Raw genomic sequence first — 16,513 nt, 5'->3', positions numbered from 1 at the left:
AGACAGGGTGAGTCGGCTACTTCTGGCCGAAGTCGTACCAGCGGCCGACGGCGAGCTTGCCGAGCAGGCCGAAGACCGCGAAGATCGCGACCCCGAAAAGGGATGCGGCGATGATTGCCGCGAGCAATTCGGCGCCCTGCAGCCTCGAGGTGTAGTTGTTCAGCAGCGCCCCAATACCGGGAGTGCCGCGGCGGAAGAAGAAGTCACCAACGATGGCGCCCACCACGGCAAGGCCCGCCGAGATGCGCATTCCGGCGAAGATGGCGGGAAGTGCGGTCGGGAGGTCGAGCTTGGTGAGGATTGTCCAGCGGGAGGCGTGCTGGAGTTTGAAGAGTTCACGCTGCGACAGCGCCACCGACTGCAGGCCAAAGAGAGTGTTCGACACCATCGGGAAGAGCGCGATCATGACGCAGACGACCACTCGGGAGAAGAACTCGAAACCGAACCAGAAGCCGATGAGCGGCACGAGGGCGAGGATCGGGATGGTCTGCAGGATGACCGCGTAGGGGAAGAGCGAGCGCTCGATCCACTTCGCCTGCGACATGGCGATGGCCCACACGACGCCGATCACGATGGCGATGGCCAGGCCCACCAGCGCAACGAGGGCGGAACGACCGAGGGCGGTGACGATATCGGACGCCGTCTCCGGGTTGAGGAAACCCTTGGCTACCACCTCGTGTGGCGGCGGCAGCAGGAAGTTCTTCTTACCCAGCATTGAGCTGATCAGATACCAGACAGCGATCACGACAATGGCAACGAGGATGGGGGGAGCCCACACGCCGAACTTCGCCCCTCCGTTGGTGCTGCGCGTTCGGCGCACAGCAATGGACGTTGTGCCTGTCACGTCGTCGGTCACGAGTGCGCCTCCCTGAGTGCGTGTGAAACCTCGCCGACGAGTGCGGCGAATTCGGGGGTGAAACGAATTTCGGGGTCGCGCGGCAGGTCGAAGGGCACATCGAAGCTGCCGACGATCTTTCCGGGGCGACCCGACATGACGATCACCTTGGTTGAGAGGTAGACCGCCTCAGACACCGAGTGGGTGATGAACAGCCCGGCGAACTGCTTCTCGGCGAACAGCCTCAGCAACTCGTCGTTCAGCCGCTCGCGGGTGATCTCGTCGAGCGCGCCGAACGGTTCGTCGAAGAGGAAGATTTCGGGGTCAAGGGTGAGTGAGCGAGCGAGCGAGGTGCGCATCTTCATCCCGCCCGAGAGCGCTTTGGGTAGGTGTTTCTCGAAACCGGTCAGGCCGACGAGGTCGATGGCTTCTTTCGCCTTGGCTGCGCGAGCGGCCTTGGGCGTGCCATGCAGTTCGGCGAGCAGTTCGACGTTGGCCTGCACCGAACGCCATGGCAGCAGCGTTGCATCTTGGAACACGTAGCCGATGCGGTCTGTCGCGAGGTCGACGGTGCCGTGAGAGGACTTCTCCAGGCCCGAAGCGATGCGCAGCAGGGTTGACTTGCCACAACCTGAGGGGCCGACGACCGTGACGAACTCTCCGCGCTTGACGGTGAGGTCGACGCCAGAAAGCGCCACCGTGCCATCCGGGAATGTCATTGCCACGTCGCGAAAGTCGAGAAGCGTTGTCGATTCGGACGTTGACCTCGTGTCGCGGGCAATCATGGTTGCTGAAGACATGTGCGTTGTCACCTCAATTCGATGTTGTGAGTAGTTCGAGCGCGGGGATGTTGGCCGGTGCCACGTCGTAATGCACCCGTGATTGCGACACGAGACGACCGGCGTGAATGACGAACCGGTCGGGGGAGGCCGTCGCGATGACCTCAGACATCGTCGATCCGCGCACGGCGATGAGCTCTGCACGGGAGCCGACACTCACGCCGGCCCTGGGCAAAGACATGACAGACCGTGCACCGGTCGAGACGGCGGCGTATGCCTCATCGAGCGACAGGTGCGCCGCAGTGACCAGAAGGGACGCAGTCTCAAGCGCGTCGCTTCGGCCGACCGGGTTGAACGGGTCGCGTACGTTGTCTGCTCCCGCCCCGACCCGCACACCCGCGTCGAGCAGGCTGCGCAGGGCGGTGATTCCGCGGGGCGTCGAGACCGGGTGGTCCCAGCCCTGAAGGTAGAGGTTCGTGATGGGAAGGCTGATGATGCCGATGTCACTGGCCAGGATCTCGGTGATGACCTCATCGAGTTGTGCAGCCTCAAGGGTGCCGAGCCGTACACAGTGCCCTGCGCTAACGGGAACCGTCCAGTTGCGCACGATCCTCGCGAACTCGATGATCGTCGGGTCTCCGGTGAGCCCCTCGTCGGTGTGCAGGTCGACGCCGACTCCGCGACGCTCGGCGATCGCGAGCAGACGCCGGAGGTCTTCGCCCGGCGATGGCGCGAGATGCGGGGCACCGCCGACGAGGTCAACACCGAGGTCGAGGGCGGCTTCGACCGTGGCATCCGAAGCGTCTGAGCCTGCAAGCGCGACGAGCTCGATGTCCATGAGGCCAGCCAGTTCGCGCCGAACCTGCACCAGGGCCTCAACGCCTCGCAGCGGCTCAGGCCCGACGAGCATGTCGACGTGGCAACGCACCGCGGTGGTTCCATTGCGCAACATCGTGAGCGCCTGCTCGCGTGCCCGGTCGGCGATGCTCTGCACCGTCATCACGGTGGAGTAGGCGCGCCATGATTCGATCGCGCGACCAAGATCGCCGGCCGGAGGATTGATGAGATCCCACGAGAGCGCCTTGTCGAGGTGAGCATGTGGTTCCGCCGGTGCGGGAAGAAGCATGAACCCGGTGAGGTCGAGGGTGCCGTAGTCGTCGACCAACGGGGAGTCCGATGCTGGCCGAACGGTGCGAACCACATCTTCGATGAGCTCGACATCAACGAGGCAACCATCGGGGAGCGTGGCATTCCTCAGCACGGACAGCTGGCGAGGCAGTGTGGTCACGGGGTGTCGTCTCCGGGGAATGCGGGCGAATGTGCACCCTCCACACCGTCGGGTTGGCTGCACGTGAATGTTGATCTGCTCAACAGAGGCGAATCTACGGTCGCCACATTTCAATCGTGTGACGTGGCCATTTCCATGTGTTAACTCGACGGGCTTGCAGTCGTTCCATCGCGATCCTCCGTTTTGCGCCAAGGCGATTCGCTCTATTACGGTGGCGACACCCCACATCGGTGGTGTGCGCCCGATTACCCGGGCGACCGGCTGTTCGTCGTCCAGGAGAACCCGCGCCAATCATGAACGCACTTGATGATTCAGCTTTCGACATGGTCGTAGTCGCACGCACTCGGGGCGCGGCCGAGATCGAATTGATCGATCTGGAATCGGTTTCCGGGCTGTCCTTGCCACGATGGCAGCCCGGCGCGCACATCGATGTGCTGCTTCCGGATGGAGATTCTCGCCAATATTCCCTGTGCGGAATATCGGACAGCAACACCTGGCGTATCGGGGTGTTGCGCGAACCTGACGGACGCGGAGGCTCGCTCTGGGTGCATGATTCACTGGTGGTCGGAGCAACGGTTCGGGTGGCCGGACCGCGCAACCACTTTGAGTTCGTGCCGGAGCGGGGCACCCGCTACCTGTTCATCGCCGGCGGCATCGGAATCACCCCGATCTCGGCAATGGTTGCGTCAGCGGCCGCTGTGGGAGTCGACTTCAGGCTCGAATATGCGGGACGGTCGCGGTCGACGATGGCGCTGGTCGACGAGCTGCTTGAGAAATTCCCGAACAACGTGACGATCCACGCCGCCGACGAGGGTGACCGTCTTGACCTTTCCGGGCTGTTCACCGATCTCCCGCCGTTTACGACCACGTATTGTTGCGGTCCGTCGCGCCTCATCGAGGCGGTGGAGATCGCGGCGACCGGTCGGCAGCTGAAGATCGAGCGGTTCGAGCCCAAAGACATGGGCGAGCCCATGCTCGCCGAGCCGTTCGAGGTCGAACTCGCCTTCTCAGGTCTCGAGTTGACGGTGCCACCCGAGCGCAGCATCCTGGACGTCGTTGAGGAGGCCGGAGTGCTCGTGCTGTCGAGCTGCCGCGAAGGCACCTGTGGCACCTGTGAGGTGCGCGTCATGGATGGCGAGATCGACCACCGCGACTCGATACTCACCCCCGATGAGCAGGCCGCCAACGACGTGATGTACGTCTGCGTGTCACGTTCGGCCGGACCCAAACTCACGCTCGAGCTCTAACGTGGGTGCGCCAGTCGTCGGTTGAGATTCGCAACGAGGTCGAGTTCGTCGGCGGCAACCAGCCGGTAGTCGCGCACGACGACCCGGCCCGCAACCACCACGTGTTTCGGGCGTCGGCCCGGATTCGCCCACAGCAGCCCCGCCACCGGGTCGGCGACTCCAGCGTCGGCAACCCCCGATATGTCCCACACGCACAGGTCGGTGGCCGAGCCCTGGCGCAGGTGTCCCAGCTCGGGGCGGCCCAACCCAGCAGAGGAACCGGCGGTCGCCATCCCGAGAACCGTCCGCGCCGGCACGGCTGGTCCCACCAGCGGGGCGACCTGCATGGCGAGTCTGGCATCGGCGAGCAGATGGCCCGCGTCGTTGCTGCCGCCACCACTGGTGCCGAGACCGACAACCACCCCGGCGGCCTGGAGCGCTGCGACGGGAGCGATTCCCCACCCCATGGGCAGATCGCACCCCGGGGCGTGGGTCGCCGTGATCCCGGATGCAGCGAGCCGCCTGATCTCGTCGGCGGTCACGTCGCAGAGGTGAGCGAGGGTGACATCGTCGGCGAGCCAGCCCCACTCCTCCAGCAGGTCGATGGGTCGCGTTCCGTACTTTTCCAGCGCGATCGCGACATCCACCTGCTCGTTGGCCTGCGTGCGCCGGCGCAGCCCGTGTTTCGCCGCGACCTCGCCGAGAAGCTCAAACGTTTCTCTCGGGTCACTGTGTGCACCGGCCGGACCCACGGCGAGCTGCAGCATGCCGTCGTCGCTCACTCCGCCCGCGGCGGGCCGTCCGGCGGCGCCGGGAAGCAGCGCCTGGACGATCGCCTCCGCCGAAGCCGCTGCCTCCTGCGGGTCGGCGCGGGCCGCGCCGCGCACGAACACAAGTCGACCGCCCAGGGTGCTGGCGGAATCCGCGACCGCCATCGCGATGGCGACCGTGTCGACTCCGCTCGGCCAGCTGAGGTGATGGTCGGCGACCGTCGTGACACCGTTGAGCAGACCCTCCGCGATGCCAACGGATGCCGCGGCGGATGCCAGCCCGGCATCCACCCCGACCCTGGCGTAGGCCGCAGCCATCGTCGGCAGCCAGTGTGACATCGGCACGCCCCGGGTTTCGGGGAGCGTGCGAAACGCGCTCTGCATCAGGTGATGGTGGGCGTTCACGAGACCAGGGGTGACAACGCAGTCGGTGGCGTCGATGGCGTCATCCGGAGCATCAGCGAAGTGAAGATCGCCCGCGGACTCGGTGGATTGGTCGATGACGATCGCTGTTGCGTTCGAGATGGTGAGCATGGAGTCGTTTCTAGCACCGCGATGTGTCGCGCATATGACGAATCAGGCATGTGACGCTCCACTGCCGGCTGTCAGGTGGGCCGGGCGCAACCGCTTACGCTGAAGACTGGTTACGACAGGAGCACGTGCATGACCGGCAGGACCATCATCATCACCGGCGCAAGCGATGGCATCGGGGCCGCAGCGGCCAGAGCGCTGTCTGGCAACGGCGACACCATCGTGCTCGTCGGGCGCTCGCCGCAGAAGACGAAGGCGATAGCTGATGAGCTGGGTGCTCCGTACCACCTCGCCGACTTCGCACGGCTGGATGACGTGCGCGAGCTCGCGGCAACACTGCTCGCCACCTACCCGCGGATCGATGTGCTTGCGAACAACGCCGGCGGGATCATGGCAGCGCGCGAGCTCACCGTCGACGGGTTTGAGAAGACCATGCAGGTCAACCACCTGGCGCCGTTCCTGCTCACCAACCTGCTCATGACGCGACTGGTCGAGAGCGGCGCGACCGTCATCGGCACCGCGAGCATCGCGAACATTCTCTACGGCAAGATCGATGTCGACGACATCCAGAACGCCAGGAAGTACTCGCCGAACAAGGCATACGGCGATGCGAAGCTGGCCAACATCCTGTTCGCGAAGGAACTGGATGCCAGGTTCCGCGCCCACGGAATTCGCTCGGCCTCATTCCACCCCGGTGTGATCGCCACGAACTTCGCCGCAGAGAGTTCGAGTGTGCTGCGATTCGTGTATCGCACAGTGCTGAGCCGGTTCCTCGGCACGGCCGAGACCGGCGCTGACACCCTGGTGTGGCTCGCGTCGTCGCACCCTGACACTCACTGGCCGCTGGGCGAATACTTCAGCAAGCGTCGGGTGGCCAAGGCCAACGCGCAGGCCTACGAGGCCGGGCTGTCGAGCCGGCTGTGGGACGCCAGTGCCGCCATGGTGGGCATTTCGTAACGCCGATGAAACGCGAATGTGCGATTCTGGACGCATGTTCGACATCGCTGAACGCATCCTCGAGGCGGTGGATGCTGGGCGCACGCTCGCGGTAGCGACGGCGATCTCGATCGATGGCAGCGCTCCGCGAACCACCGGTTCATCGATGGCGTTCGACGGCGAGACCGTGATCGGAAGTATCGCGGGTGGCTGTGTTGAGGGATCCGTCGTCGAAACGTGCGACCTCGTGCTTCAGGATGGCGTGGCACGCACCGTCGAGTTCGGGGTCAGTGACGAGACCGCCTTCAACGTCGGTCTCACGTGCGGCGGCCAACTGCGCATCCACGTCCAGGCCGTCACCCCCGCGATCGTGGCTGCGCTGCGCGACCGCTCGCCCATCACGAGCATCATCTGCGAGGGCGACGACGTCGAGGTTTTTGTAGAGCACCCTCCGATCCAGCGGCGGATGATCATCTTCGGCGCGATGGAGTTCTCAGCAGCCCTGGCCCCCGCCGCGGCGGCACTCGGCTATCGCGTCACGGTGTGCGATCCGCGGCCGCTGTTCGCGACATCCGCCCGGTTCCCGACGGCCGAGGTCGTGGTCTCGTGGCCCACCGACTACCTCGCGGCCACCGACGTCGACGAGCAGACCGTGATCTGCATCCTCAGCCACGACGCGAGGTTCGACGCCGAGCTTGTGGCCATGGCGCTCGAACTCCCGGTCGCGTACGTGGGGGCGATGGGATCGCGCAACACCCACGATCGCAGGGTCGCCTCGCTGCTCGAACGGGGAGTGACGGAGTCGGCGATGCTGCGCCTGCACTCACCGATCGGTCTCGACCTCGGTGCCAGCACGCCGGGGGAGACAGCCCTGTCTGTCCTCGCCGAGGTGCTCGCCGCTCGCACCGACAGCACGGCGCTCCCGCTGGCAGTTACGACCGGCGCCATCCACACCGTGTCACGCAGGGTCACCGCCTGACGTTAGGCGCCCTCGGCCCGGCGCCCCCGACCCGGCCCGCCGGCCCGGTCCGGTCCGCCGACTTTGCGCAAACTGCCGCTAAGAACTTTCGGATAGCGACAAAGTGAGCAATCTCGGCGCCCGCTAGGAGGGTTGCGTGGATGCCAGCCGCCACAGCCGATCGCGTGACATCGGCAGCTCGAAGCTGCGTACCCCCATCGCGTCCCTGATCGCGTTGGCGAGCGCGGGAGCGACCGGGTTGTACGGAGCCTCACTCATCGACTTGGCGCCGAGCGGCCCCAGCGGGTCGTGGGTGTTGGCGAACAGCACCTCGGTTACCGGGAGGTCGGCAAACCGGGGGATGTGGTAATTGCGCAGAGCGGTCGTGGTGACACGGCCCTCGCCGTCGAGCAGCACCTCCTCGAACAGCGCCGTGCCGATGGCCTGGGCCGTGCCGCCCTCGATCTGGCCCCTGAGCTGCTCGGGGTTGAGCACCACACCGGCATCGGCGGCCTGGATCGACTGCAGGATCTGCACCTCGCCGGTCGCGGTGTTCACGGCAACCCTGAAGGCGTGCACGTTGAACGACACGCTGCGGGGCGTTCCGTCGTGCTCGGCGGTGGCGGAGAGCCCGGCGGTGAGTCCGTGGGAGGCGATGAGGTCGCGCAACTGCTCGGCGGCTGCCAGCAGCGCCTTACCCGCGACGACCACCCCGGCCGACCCGAACGCTCCCGTGTCGTAGCTGGTGGCGTCTGTGTCTGACTGGCGAATCCGGATGCGGTCGACCGTGGTGCCGAGTGCCGTCGCGACAAGCTGGGTGTGCACCGTGGTGGTGCCGTTGCCAAACTCGGCGGTGCCGACCGCGATCTCGAAGACCGCATCCGTGGCCACGCCGGCGCCGTCATCCAGCACCGAGACCGTTGCCGTCGCATAGTGGCCGCGAGGGGCAATGGTCGCGATCATCGCGAGGGCCATCCCCGTGCCAACCGGCCAGCCTTCCGGGCCGGTGAGACCGTGGTCGAGGGCCGCCTCGGCGAGGTCGAGGCACTGGTCGAGCCCATAGCTCGCCATCGACAGGTCACTCTGCGCTTCGGCGTCAGTGACCACGAAATTGTCGCCGGGCACGATCACGTTGCGGCGGCGCAGTTCGAAGGCATCGATGCCGAGCTTGCGCGCCAGCTCATCGAGGGCGGACTCGATCGCATAGATGACCTGCCCGAGGCCATACCCGCGGAACGCGCCAGAGGGAAGGTTGTTGGTATACACCGACTGCGCATCCACTCGCTTGTTGGCGCAACGGTAGACCTGTATCGACTCGTGGATGGAGTGGAACATCACACCGACCCCGTGGTTGCCGTACGCACCGGTATCCATCAGCTGGTCGACGGCCAGCGCCGTAAGCACGCCGTCGGATGATGCGGCAACAGTGACCGATACCTGCATCGGATGCCGCGTCGGAGCTATCGTGAACTCGTCCTCGCGGGTGAACTCGTATTGCACGGCGCTGCCGGTTTTCATGACGGCGAGGGTCACGAGATCTTCGGTGAGCAGCTCCTGCTTGCCGCCGAAACCGCCGCCAACCCTGGCGGTGAACACCCGCACCTTTTCGGGTTCCAGCCCGAAGATATGGCACAACTCGTCACGCACCAGGAACGGAACCTGGCTCGAGGTGCGCAGCACCAGCCGGCCGTCACCGTCGATCCAGCCGCGCGACGCGTGAGTCTCGAGGGCGACATGGTTGACGCGCTGCGTGGTCCAGGTTCCGCTGACGCTCGCCGCGGACCTCGCGACAGCGGCATCCACATCGCCGAGTTCACCGTGAAACTCGGCCACGGTGTTGCGATCGGGGGCGGCGATGCGCGACTCGGGCCCCTTGTCGCCGTGCACGAGCGGCGCGCCCGGCTTGCGGGCCTCCCGCGGATCGAAGACGGCAGGCAGCACCTCGTACTCCACGCGGATGGCGCTGAGCGCACGTTCCGCGATGCGCACAGTGTCCGCGATCACGGCCGCCACCCGCTGGCCGCGGAACCTCACGACCGTGTCGAACACGAGCGAATCATCCGGGTCATCGTTGCGATCTTCGTGCCTGGCCGTCGAGAAGTGGACGCCGGGGGAGTCGTGGTGGGTGAGAACGGCGCGCACTCCGTCGATTGCCTCGGCCGCGCTCGAGTCGATCGAGACGATCCGCGCGTGAGCGTAGGGGCTACCCAGCACGGCAAGGTGCAGAAGCCCGGTCGTCTTCAGATCAAGTGTGTACGGCTCGGTCCCCGTCACCACGCGCAGGGCGGCCGGGGGAGCGATCGAGATACCGGCGGCGTCACCGGCGGCCGCGGTGGTCGTGTTCGACACACCGGTGATCGCGTCATGGATCGCTCGATAGCCGGTGCAGCGGCAGAGGTTGCCCTTCAACAGCCGCGGAAGATCGTCGTGATCGGCCTCGGTGAAGGTCGATGCCGTGACCACCAGCCCGGCCGTGCAGAACCCGCACTGGAAGCCACCGGCCTCCACAAACGACCGCTGCATCGGATGGGGGTTCTCGACAGTTCCGAGCCCCGACACCGTCGTGACGTGCGCGCCATCGAGCCGGTGGACCGGGACGAGGCACGAGTGCACCGCACCGCCATCGAGCAGCACCGTGCAGGCGCCGCAGTCACCGGCGTCGCAGCCCTTCTTGACCTCCACGTGGTCGAGTTCACGCAGGAGGGTGCGCAGCACCTGACCCGGCCTGGCCTCGACCTTGACGGCGTCGCCATTGATGGTGAACCTCATGACAGCTCCTGCCGGATCTGCTCGACGAAGAGCATGCTCATCGCGCGGCGCCAGTCCGGGGCGCCGTGCGGGTCGTCGTACCAGTCGGCGATCGAATCGACACCGGATGCCAAATCCGCGGCGCTGGGAGCACCGTCGAACCTGAGCTGCCGTGGTCGGGGCGTGCCACCCGTCACGGTGAAGACCGTCTCGCCCGAGGCATCCACTCGCCCGATCACGAGAGTGCCGGTGCGGCCCATCGGGGAGCGGGAGATGCGACGGAATGCGGTGCGGTGCAGTGAAGCGATGGGCAGCTCGATGGAGCGCAGGATCTCGCCGGCACCGAGCGCTGTGGTGGTGACCCCCGTCACGAAATCGGCGACGGGCACGCGGCGCTCGCCGCCGTCGACCGTCCAGATAACGGCGATGCCATCGAGGGAGGCGGCAAGCGAGGTCATGGGTCCGGCGGGCAGTGCGAGCGCAATGTTGCCTCCGACGGTGGCGATCGACAAGATCTTCCACGATGCGAGAAGCGAGTCTGCGCACTGCTCGAAGAGCGGCTCGGGCAGCCTCCGCAGCGTTTCGATGGTGCACGTCGCCGCAATCGTGATCGTCTCCGCGGTGCGAACGACCGGTTCCCAACCCATGCCTGCGAGATCGACGATGCCGGTCAACCCCGGCTGCGGCTCCGAGTAGAGCCAGGTGCCACCGCCCATGGCGCGTTCGCCCGGGGCGAGGGCCGTCTCGGCGCGGGTGTGTGCCACCCGCACGTGTTCTACGTCGATCAGATCCATGATCTCCTGAGTCAACCGCATTGTTGTGACGCGCGTGTAACACGCCGTTTCCCCAGCCCGCCCTTCGGAAATTCAGGAAACGCGGTCCGACGCGCCGTCGCAGTGGATAAAACGGGGCGGCGCAGCCGCGATTTCCTGAATTTCCGAAGGGGTGGGAGGGGGTGAAGTGCGCCCCGGACGCCCATCGTCCGGCTTGCCGGAATAGGATCGATGACATGGCAAAGACGGCTGTACATTTCGGGGCAGGCAACATCGGGCGCGGATTCGTCGCGCAGTTTTTGCACGAGAGCGGCTACGAGGTGGTGTTCGCCGACGTCAGCGAAGAGCTCATCGGTGCGCTGCAGGCCCGTGATAGTTACGAGGTGATCGAGGTCGGCGACGGTGCCGTTACCAAGGTCGTCGACAACTATCGGGCGATCAACTCCAAGACGCACGAAGCAGATGTGGTGGCGGAAATCGCCAAGGCCGACATCGTCACAACCGCGGTCGGCGCGCGAATTCTCCAGTTCGTCGCCCCCGTGATCGCGAAAGGCCTCGCCGCGCGCACGAACCCGGAACCACTGATCGTCATCGCCTGCGAAAACGCAATCGGGGGCACCGACGTGTTGGCCGCCGAAGTGCGCAAACACGATCCAGCCACCAACGCCATCTTCGCCAACTGCGCCATCGACCGCATCGTTCCGGAACAGGCCAGCAGCGTGGATGTCACGATCGAATCGTTCTTCGAATGGGTGGTTGACCGCACGCCGTTCAACGGTTCAACGCCGGACATCTACGGCATCACCTGGGTCGACGACCTCGCCCCGTTCATCGAACGCAAGCTGTTCACCGTCAACACGGCTCATGCCGCAGCGGCCTACCACGGCATTGACCGCGGCTGGGTGTCGATTCGCGAGGCACTGGCGTCCCCTGAGCTGCAGGCCGAGATTCGTGCGGTGCTCGGCGAGACGAAGGAGTTGCTTGTCGCCAAGCACGGCTTCGATCCGGATGAGCAGCAGGAATACATCGAGAAGACGCTGAAGCGAATCTCGAACCCTGCGCTTCCCGACACCTGCGAGCGGGTGGGCCGTGGTCCGCTGCGAAAGCTCAGCCGCAAGGAACGGTTCATCGGTCCGGCCGCTGAGCTCGCCGAGCGCGGCCTCGAGGTGTGGAACCTGCTCAACGCGGTTGGGGCGGCTCTCCGGTTCGATATCAAGGAGGATGCCGAGAGCGTGGAGCTTCAGGCGATGCTCAACGGTGGTTCCACGGCGGAGGAGCTGGCGGAGTCGATCACCGGGCTTGAGCCGACGCATCCACTGTTCCCCCATGTCGTTGAGGTCATCGAACTGAGGCTCGCCCGTTAGCGCTGGAGACACCGATCCCGACGAAGACGCACTTGCCTGGGCCGGTGACGAGCGCGCCGAAGCGGCACCGACGCGCGTGCGGCGGGCGGTCGAGAGCTCGCCACAGTTGCCCGCCATACTGCTTGTCACGTACGGGATTCTGGGTGGCATCCATCTGATCTACCTGGCCGGCTGGGTTGTCGCGCTTCAGCGACTCAACAACATCAGCGTGCCGTCGTCTGACGCCCTGACCGAGATCATGTTTCAGTTCGGGGAGGCTCTGGCGATCATCAGCCCGGTGGCCTGGTTTGCTGCGGCGTTCATGCTGACCAAGGGCCGTCGGCCGATCGTGAGGCTGTTGTGGCTGCTGGCCGGTCTGGTCGTGGTCGCTCCGTGGCCATACGTGCTCGGAGCGTGGGCGGCATGAGAAGTGTGATCGCGACGATGGCCGTGGCCGTCGCCTTCGGGCTGCTCTTTGCCTGGGACGTCTGGGAGGCTGTCTCAAACCTGGTCGCCCTGCCCGACTTCTACGACTACGCCGGATTCGGCCGCGACAACGTGCCGTGGTGGCTGCTGATCACCGGCGTCGCGATCCCCGTGGCCGTGTTCGTGATCGCGCTGATGCTCGGCCGCGGCCGACCGCTGCTGGTGAAGGTGATTCTGTTTGTCGTCGGCCTCGCCGTCGCGTCGGCGCTCGGACTGGGCGTCATCGCGCTCGAGGATGTGCTTCGGCCCACGATCGTGCTCGTGCCGCGCTAGAGGAGTCCGACCCAGACGATCAGCGCGATCAGGGCAACCTGCGCGATGAGGCGTGGCCAGAACGGTATCGACAGCGACCGGAATGTTTCGGGATGCTGGCTCGCGTAGATGTTCGCGGGGAACACGGCGACCAGAAACAGCACGAGGGCGATCGAGGCTATCGGTCGCGTGAGTGGCACGGCGAGCCCGATGCCGCCCAGCACCTCGCAGACTCCGGTGAGGTAGACGAGCGCGATCGGGCGCAATGGCCCGTCGAACCTGAGGAACGGCGGGATCATCTTCGCCATGATCCTGGCGGGCTTCGGCCTGAAATGGTTCAGTCCCATCCCGATAAACACCGCCACGATGGCGACGAGCACGACGAGCTTGATGATGTCGACAACAGTGGAGGCCACGACCCATTCTCTCCGGATTGGGCCGGTATCGGGCACCGCTGGTCGTAACACGCAGAGACTTCCACGTCGGCTGCAGTAAAGTTTTGTGGGGCAGCGAGCATCGTGCCCTCCCACTTCCGCCTAATCGAAGGACTCGATCCCGTGGCCAAGCCGATCGTGCTGATCGCCGAAGAACTTTCTCCCGCTACAGTCGAGGCCCTTGGTCCCGACTTCGATGTGCGCATGGTGGACGGCACCGACCGTCCCGCGCTGTTGGCAGCTCTTGCCGACGCGAGCGCTGTGCTGATCCGCTCGGCGACGAAGATGGATGAGGAGGCTATCGCTGCGAGCTCAAGGCTCAAGGTGATCGCTCGCGCCGGAGTCGGGCTCGACAACGTCGACATTAAGGCCGCCACCACGGCCGGTGTCATGGTCGTCAACGCTCCGACGTCGAACATCATCTCGGCGGCCGAACTGACCGTCGGTCACATCCTGAGCCTCGCCCGCCACATTCCCGCGGCACACGGCGCACTCGCCCAGGGGCAGTGGAAGCGCTCGAAGTACACGGGCGTCGAGCTGTACGAGAAGACCATCGGCATCATCGGGCTCGGCCGCATCGGCGCGCTCATCACGGCCAGGATGCAGGCCTTCGGCACCACGATTCTCGCCTATGACCCCTACGTGACCTCCGCTCGCGCGCAGCAGCTCGGTGTCACGCTGGTGTCGCTCGAAGATCTGCTTGCGCAGTCCGACTTCATTACGATCCACATGCCGAAGACGCCGGAGACGACGGGCATGATTTCGACCGACCAGTTCGCGCTGATGAAGTCGACGGCGTACATCGTCAACGTTGCTCGCGGTGGTCTCATCGACGAGGATGCCCTGTACTCCGCCCTCAAGTCGCGCCGCATCGCAGGTGCGGGCCTCGACGTTTTCGTGAACGAGCCGCCCACGGATTCGCCGCTGCTCGCACTCGAGAACGCCATCGTCACCCCGCATCTCGGTGCATCCACCGATGAGGCGCAGGAGAAGGCTGGCGTCTCGGTCGCGAAGTCGGTGCGCCTGGCGCTCGACGGCGAGCTGGTCCCCGACGCCGTCAACGTCGCCGGTGGGGTCATCGACCCGAGCGTGCGTCCCGGCATCCCGCTCATGGAGAAGCTGGGCCAGCTCTTCTCGGCGCTGGCCTCCGAGCCCATCACCAACATCGACATCGAGGTTCGGGGCGAGATCGTCGAATTCGACGTGAACGTTCTGAAGCTTGCCGCGTTGAAGGGCATCTTCTCCAACATCGTCAGCGAGTCGGTCAGCTACGTCAACGCGCCGTTGCTCGCCGAGCAGCGTGGCATCACGGTTCGTCTTGTGACGGATGCCATCAGCGAGGAATACCGCAACGTGCTTACGCTGCGCGGTGCGCTGGCAGACGGCACCCAGGTCTCCGTCTCGGGCACCCTCATCGGCACCAAGCAGGTGCAGAAGATCGTCGAGATCAACGGGTACGACGTCGAGGTTCCGTTCGCGGAACACCTTATTGTGATGAGCTATGTCGACCGTCCGGGAATCGTGGCGGTGTACGGCCGCGAGTTCGGCGACGCCAACATCAACATCGCGGGAATGCAGATCGCCCGCCAGAAGGCTGGCGGTCAGGCGCTCAGCGTGCTGACGGTCGACTCACCGGTGCCCGACGAACTCCTTGAGAAGGTGCGTACGGCGATCGACGCCACGCTTCTCAAGGAGATCGATATTGTCGAGGTTTAAAGCTCGTCGGGGGCGGAGGTGGTGGTGCGGCGCTGCTGCACCGCTGCTCCATCAGCGTCGACACCAGAGCGGACCGTGGTGACGGACTGGCGTCTGCGCATCATCAGGACGAGTCCAATGATGAAGACCAGCACGCCGGCTCCCATCAGCAGATAGCCCACGAGCTGGAGGTTGATGGCCTCGACCTGCACGTTCACTGCGAACGCGAGAATTGCGCCAATGATAAATAGGACGATTCCTGTTCCAATACTCATGGCCACAGCATAGGGCTGCACAACAGCGATAACAGGGGGTTGTGGCGCCCGCCGGGGGTGCGCTAGGCGCAGCGGCACGGCCAGAGCTGCCGGCGAGCGACGGTACTGTAAATCCATGGCACCAACCCTGAATCTCGCAGTCATTCCCGGCGATGGCATCGGCCCAGAAGTCATCGCAGAAGCACTCAAGGTGCTTGCCGCTGTGGGGGTGGATGTCACGACCACCGAGTTCCCGTTCGGTGCTGGGCATTTCCTGGCCTCAGGCACCATCCTGGGCGACGACGACCTCGAATCGCTGAGGCCGTTCGACGCGATCCTGCTCGGCGCTATCGGTGGGGATCCGCGTGACCCGCGGCTTGCCGGGGGGATCATCGAACGGGGGTTGCTGTTGAAGCTCAGATTCGCGTTCGACCACTACGTCAACCTGCGCCCGACGACCCTGTTCCCCGGGGTTACGTCGCCGCTGGCAGACCCCGGCACCGTCGACTTCGTGGTCGTGCGCGAGGGCACCGAGGGCCCGTACGTGGGCAATGGTGGTGGCATCCGGGTTGGGACAGCGCATGAGATCGCCACGGAGGTCTCGATCAATACCGCATTCGGTGCTGAGCGCCTAGTGCGCTTCGCGTTCGCGCAGGCCGCCTCGCGCCGAAACAAGCTCACGCTGGTGCATAAGACCAACGTGCTCACGCACGCGGGCAGCCTTTGGCAGCGGACCGTTGACAGGGTCGCGCTCGAGTTTCCCGCCGTCGAGGTGGGCTATCAGCACATCGACGCCGCGACTATCCATCTCGTCACGAACCCGAGTAAGTTCGATGTCATCGTCACTGACAACCTCTTCGGCGATATCCTCACCGATCTTGCTGCCGCTATCAGCGGTGGTATCGGGCTGGCGGCCTCGGGAAACATCAACCCGGAGGGCGCGTTCCCGTCGATGTTCGAGCCCGTGCACGGTTCGGCGCCAGACATCGCCGGCCAGCAGCTTGCCGACCCAACGGCGGCAATCCTGTCGATCGCCCTTCTTCTGTCGCATGTTGGGCAGCAGGATGCAGCGGCTCGGGTCACAGCGGCCGTGGAGGCCGATCTGGCCTCCCGTGGGGCTGCCGCCCGCAGCACCGCCGAGGTCGGTGACGCGATCGCCGCGGCAGTAGCGCAGAATTAGTAGTACATCCAACTAAAGCCACAAA

The 16,513-nt window shown here is 65.3% G+C and carries 16 protein-coding genes; 8 read left to right on the top strand and 8 right to left on the bottom strand.

The window, feature by feature from the left end; translation table 11 throughout:
- Positions 1-16 precede the first annotated feature (16 nt).
- Genes QMG83_RS11325 through QMG83_RS11315 form a run of 3 tightly spaced genes read right to left on the bottom strand, consistent with a single transcriptional unit; the run spans position 17 to position 2,902 of the window.
- The gene (locus tag QMG83_RS11325) at positions 17-856 is read right to left on the bottom strand and encodes an ABC transporter permease (RefSeq protein ID WP_283505461.1); all 840 of its coding nucleotides are present in this window, start codon (positions 854-856) and stop codon (positions 17-19) included.
- Positions 853-1,635, bottom strand: coding sequence for an ABC transporter ATP-binding protein (locus tag QMG83_RS11320; protein ID WP_283505460.1), 783 nt, complete (start codon positions 1,633-1,635; stop codon positions 853-855). Before QMG83_RS11320 ends, QMG83_RS11325 begins: the two co-directional genes overlap by 4 nt.
- Before the next feature lie 13 nt (positions 1,636-1,648).
- Positions 1,649-2,902 (bottom strand): amidohydrolase family protein, encoded by a 1,254-nt coding sequence (locus QMG83_RS11315; RefSeq protein WP_283505459.1) that lies wholly within the window; start codon positions 2,900-2,902, stop codon positions 1,649-1,651.
- Between the two features lie 323 nt (positions 2,903-3,225).
- Here QMG83_RS11315 and QMG83_RS11310 point away from each other — a divergent pair, with 323 nt between their 5' ends.
- A complete protein-coding gene (locus QMG83_RS11310; RefSeq protein ID WP_283505458.1) occupies positions 3,226-4,149 on the top strand; it encodes a PDR/VanB family oxidoreductase in 924 nt (307 codons plus the stop codon).
- On the opposite strand, the gene QMG83_RS11305 is transcribed toward QMG83_RS11310, so the two are convergent.
- A complete protein-coding gene (locus QMG83_RS11305) occupies positions 4,146-5,432 on the bottom strand; it encodes an amidohydrolase family protein (protein ID WP_283505457.1) in 1,287 nt (428 codons plus the stop codon). The two genes, QMG83_RS11310 and QMG83_RS11305, sit on opposite strands and share 4 nt — an antisense overlap.
- Before the next feature lie 129 nt (positions 5,433-5,561).
- On the opposite strand from QMG83_RS11305, the gene QMG83_RS11300 reads away from it, so the two are divergent.
- Entirely contained in the window at positions 5,562-6,386 is an 825-nt protein-coding gene (locus QMG83_RS11300; protein ID WP_283505456.1) for an SDR family NAD(P)-dependent oxidoreductase, read from the top strand.
- A 34-nt stretch (positions 6,387-6,420) separates the two neighbouring features.
- The gene (locus QMG83_RS11295) at positions 6,421-7,344 is read left to right on the top strand and encodes an XdhC family protein (RefSeq protein WP_283505455.1); all 924 of its coding nucleotides are present in this window, start codon (positions 6,421-6,423) and stop codon (positions 7,342-7,344) included.
- A 123-nt stretch (positions 7,345-7,467) separates the two neighbouring features.
- On the opposite strand, the gene QMG83_RS11290 is transcribed toward QMG83_RS11295, so the two are convergent.
- Together QMG83_RS11290 and QMG83_RS11285 are read right to left on the bottom strand one after the other, a co-directional pair.
- The gene (locus QMG83_RS11290) at positions 7,468-10,092 is read right to left on the bottom strand and encodes a molybdopterin-dependent oxidoreductase (RefSeq protein WP_283505454.1); all 2,625 of its coding nucleotides are present in this window, start codon (positions 10,090-10,092) and stop codon (positions 7,468-7,470) included.
- On the bottom strand, positions 10,089-10,865 hold the full coding sequence (locus tag QMG83_RS11285; RefSeq protein ID WP_283505453.1) for an FAD binding domain-containing protein: 777 nt from the start codon (positions 10,863-10,865) through the stop codon (positions 10,089-10,091). The genes QMG83_RS11290 and QMG83_RS11285 overlap by 4 nt, the downstream gene beginning before the upstream one ends.
- A 215-nt stretch (positions 10,866-11,080) precedes the next feature.
- Between QMG83_RS11285 and QMG83_RS11280 the strand changes: the two genes are divergently transcribed.
- From QMG83_RS11280 to QMG83_RS11270, 3 genes are all read left to right on the top strand, one after another.
- Positions 11,081-12,208, top strand: coding sequence for a mannitol-1-phosphate 5-dehydrogenase (locus QMG83_RS11280; protein ID WP_283505452.1), 1,128 nt, complete (start codon positions 11,081-11,083; stop codon positions 12,206-12,208).
- A gap of 106 nt (positions 12,209-12,314) precedes the next feature.
- Positions 12,315-12,614, top strand: a complete 300-nt coding sequence (locus tag QMG83_RS11275; RefSeq protein WP_283505451.1) for a hypothetical protein — start codon at positions 12,315-12,317, stop codon at positions 12,612-12,614.
- Complete coding sequence (locus QMG83_RS11270; RefSeq protein ID WP_283505450.1) at positions 12,611-12,946, top strand: hypothetical protein; 336 nt, start codon at positions 12,611-12,613, stop codon at positions 12,944-12,946. The genes QMG83_RS11275 and QMG83_RS11270 overlap by 4 nt, the downstream gene beginning before the upstream one ends.
- On the opposite strand, the gene QMG83_RS11265 is transcribed toward QMG83_RS11270, so the two are convergent.
- Positions 12,943-13,341, bottom strand: a complete 399-nt coding sequence (locus tag QMG83_RS11265) for a DoxX family protein (protein ID WP_283505449.1) — start codon at positions 13,339-13,341, stop codon at positions 12,943-12,945. The two genes, QMG83_RS11270 and QMG83_RS11265, sit on opposite strands and share 4 nt — an antisense overlap.
- A 141-nt stretch (positions 13,342-13,482) precedes the next feature.
- On the opposite strand from QMG83_RS11265, the gene serA reads away from it, so the two are divergent.
- A complete protein-coding gene (gene serA / locus QMG83_RS11260) occupies positions 13,483-15,075 on the top strand; it encodes a phosphoglycerate dehydrogenase (protein ID WP_283505448.1) in 1,593 nt (530 codons plus the stop codon).
- On the opposite strand, the gene QMG83_RS11255 is transcribed toward serA, so the two are convergent.
- The gene (locus QMG83_RS11255; RefSeq protein WP_283505447.1) at positions 15,072-15,329 is read right to left on the bottom strand and encodes a DUF6458 family protein; all 258 of its coding nucleotides are present in this window, start codon (positions 15,327-15,329) and stop codon (positions 15,072-15,074) included. The two genes, serA and QMG83_RS11255, sit on opposite strands and share 4 nt — an antisense overlap.
- Positions 15,330-15,444: 115 nt before the next feature.
- Between QMG83_RS11255 and QMG83_RS11250 the strand changes: the two genes are divergently transcribed.
- Complete coding sequence (locus tag QMG83_RS11250; RefSeq protein WP_283505446.1) at positions 15,445-16,488, top strand: 3-isopropylmalate dehydrogenase; 1,044 nt, start codon at positions 15,445-15,447, stop codon at positions 16,486-16,488.
- Positions 16,489-16,513 lie beyond the last annotated feature (25 nt).

It is taken from the genome of Salinibacterium sp. G-O1 (assembly GCF_030063305.1).
Classification (GTDB): domain Bacteria; phylum Actinomycetota; class Actinomycetes; order Actinomycetales; family Microbacteriaceae; genus Rhodoglobus.
Note: the sequence above shows the minus strand (reverse complement) of the source record. Positions and strands in the feature narration are given on the sequence as shown.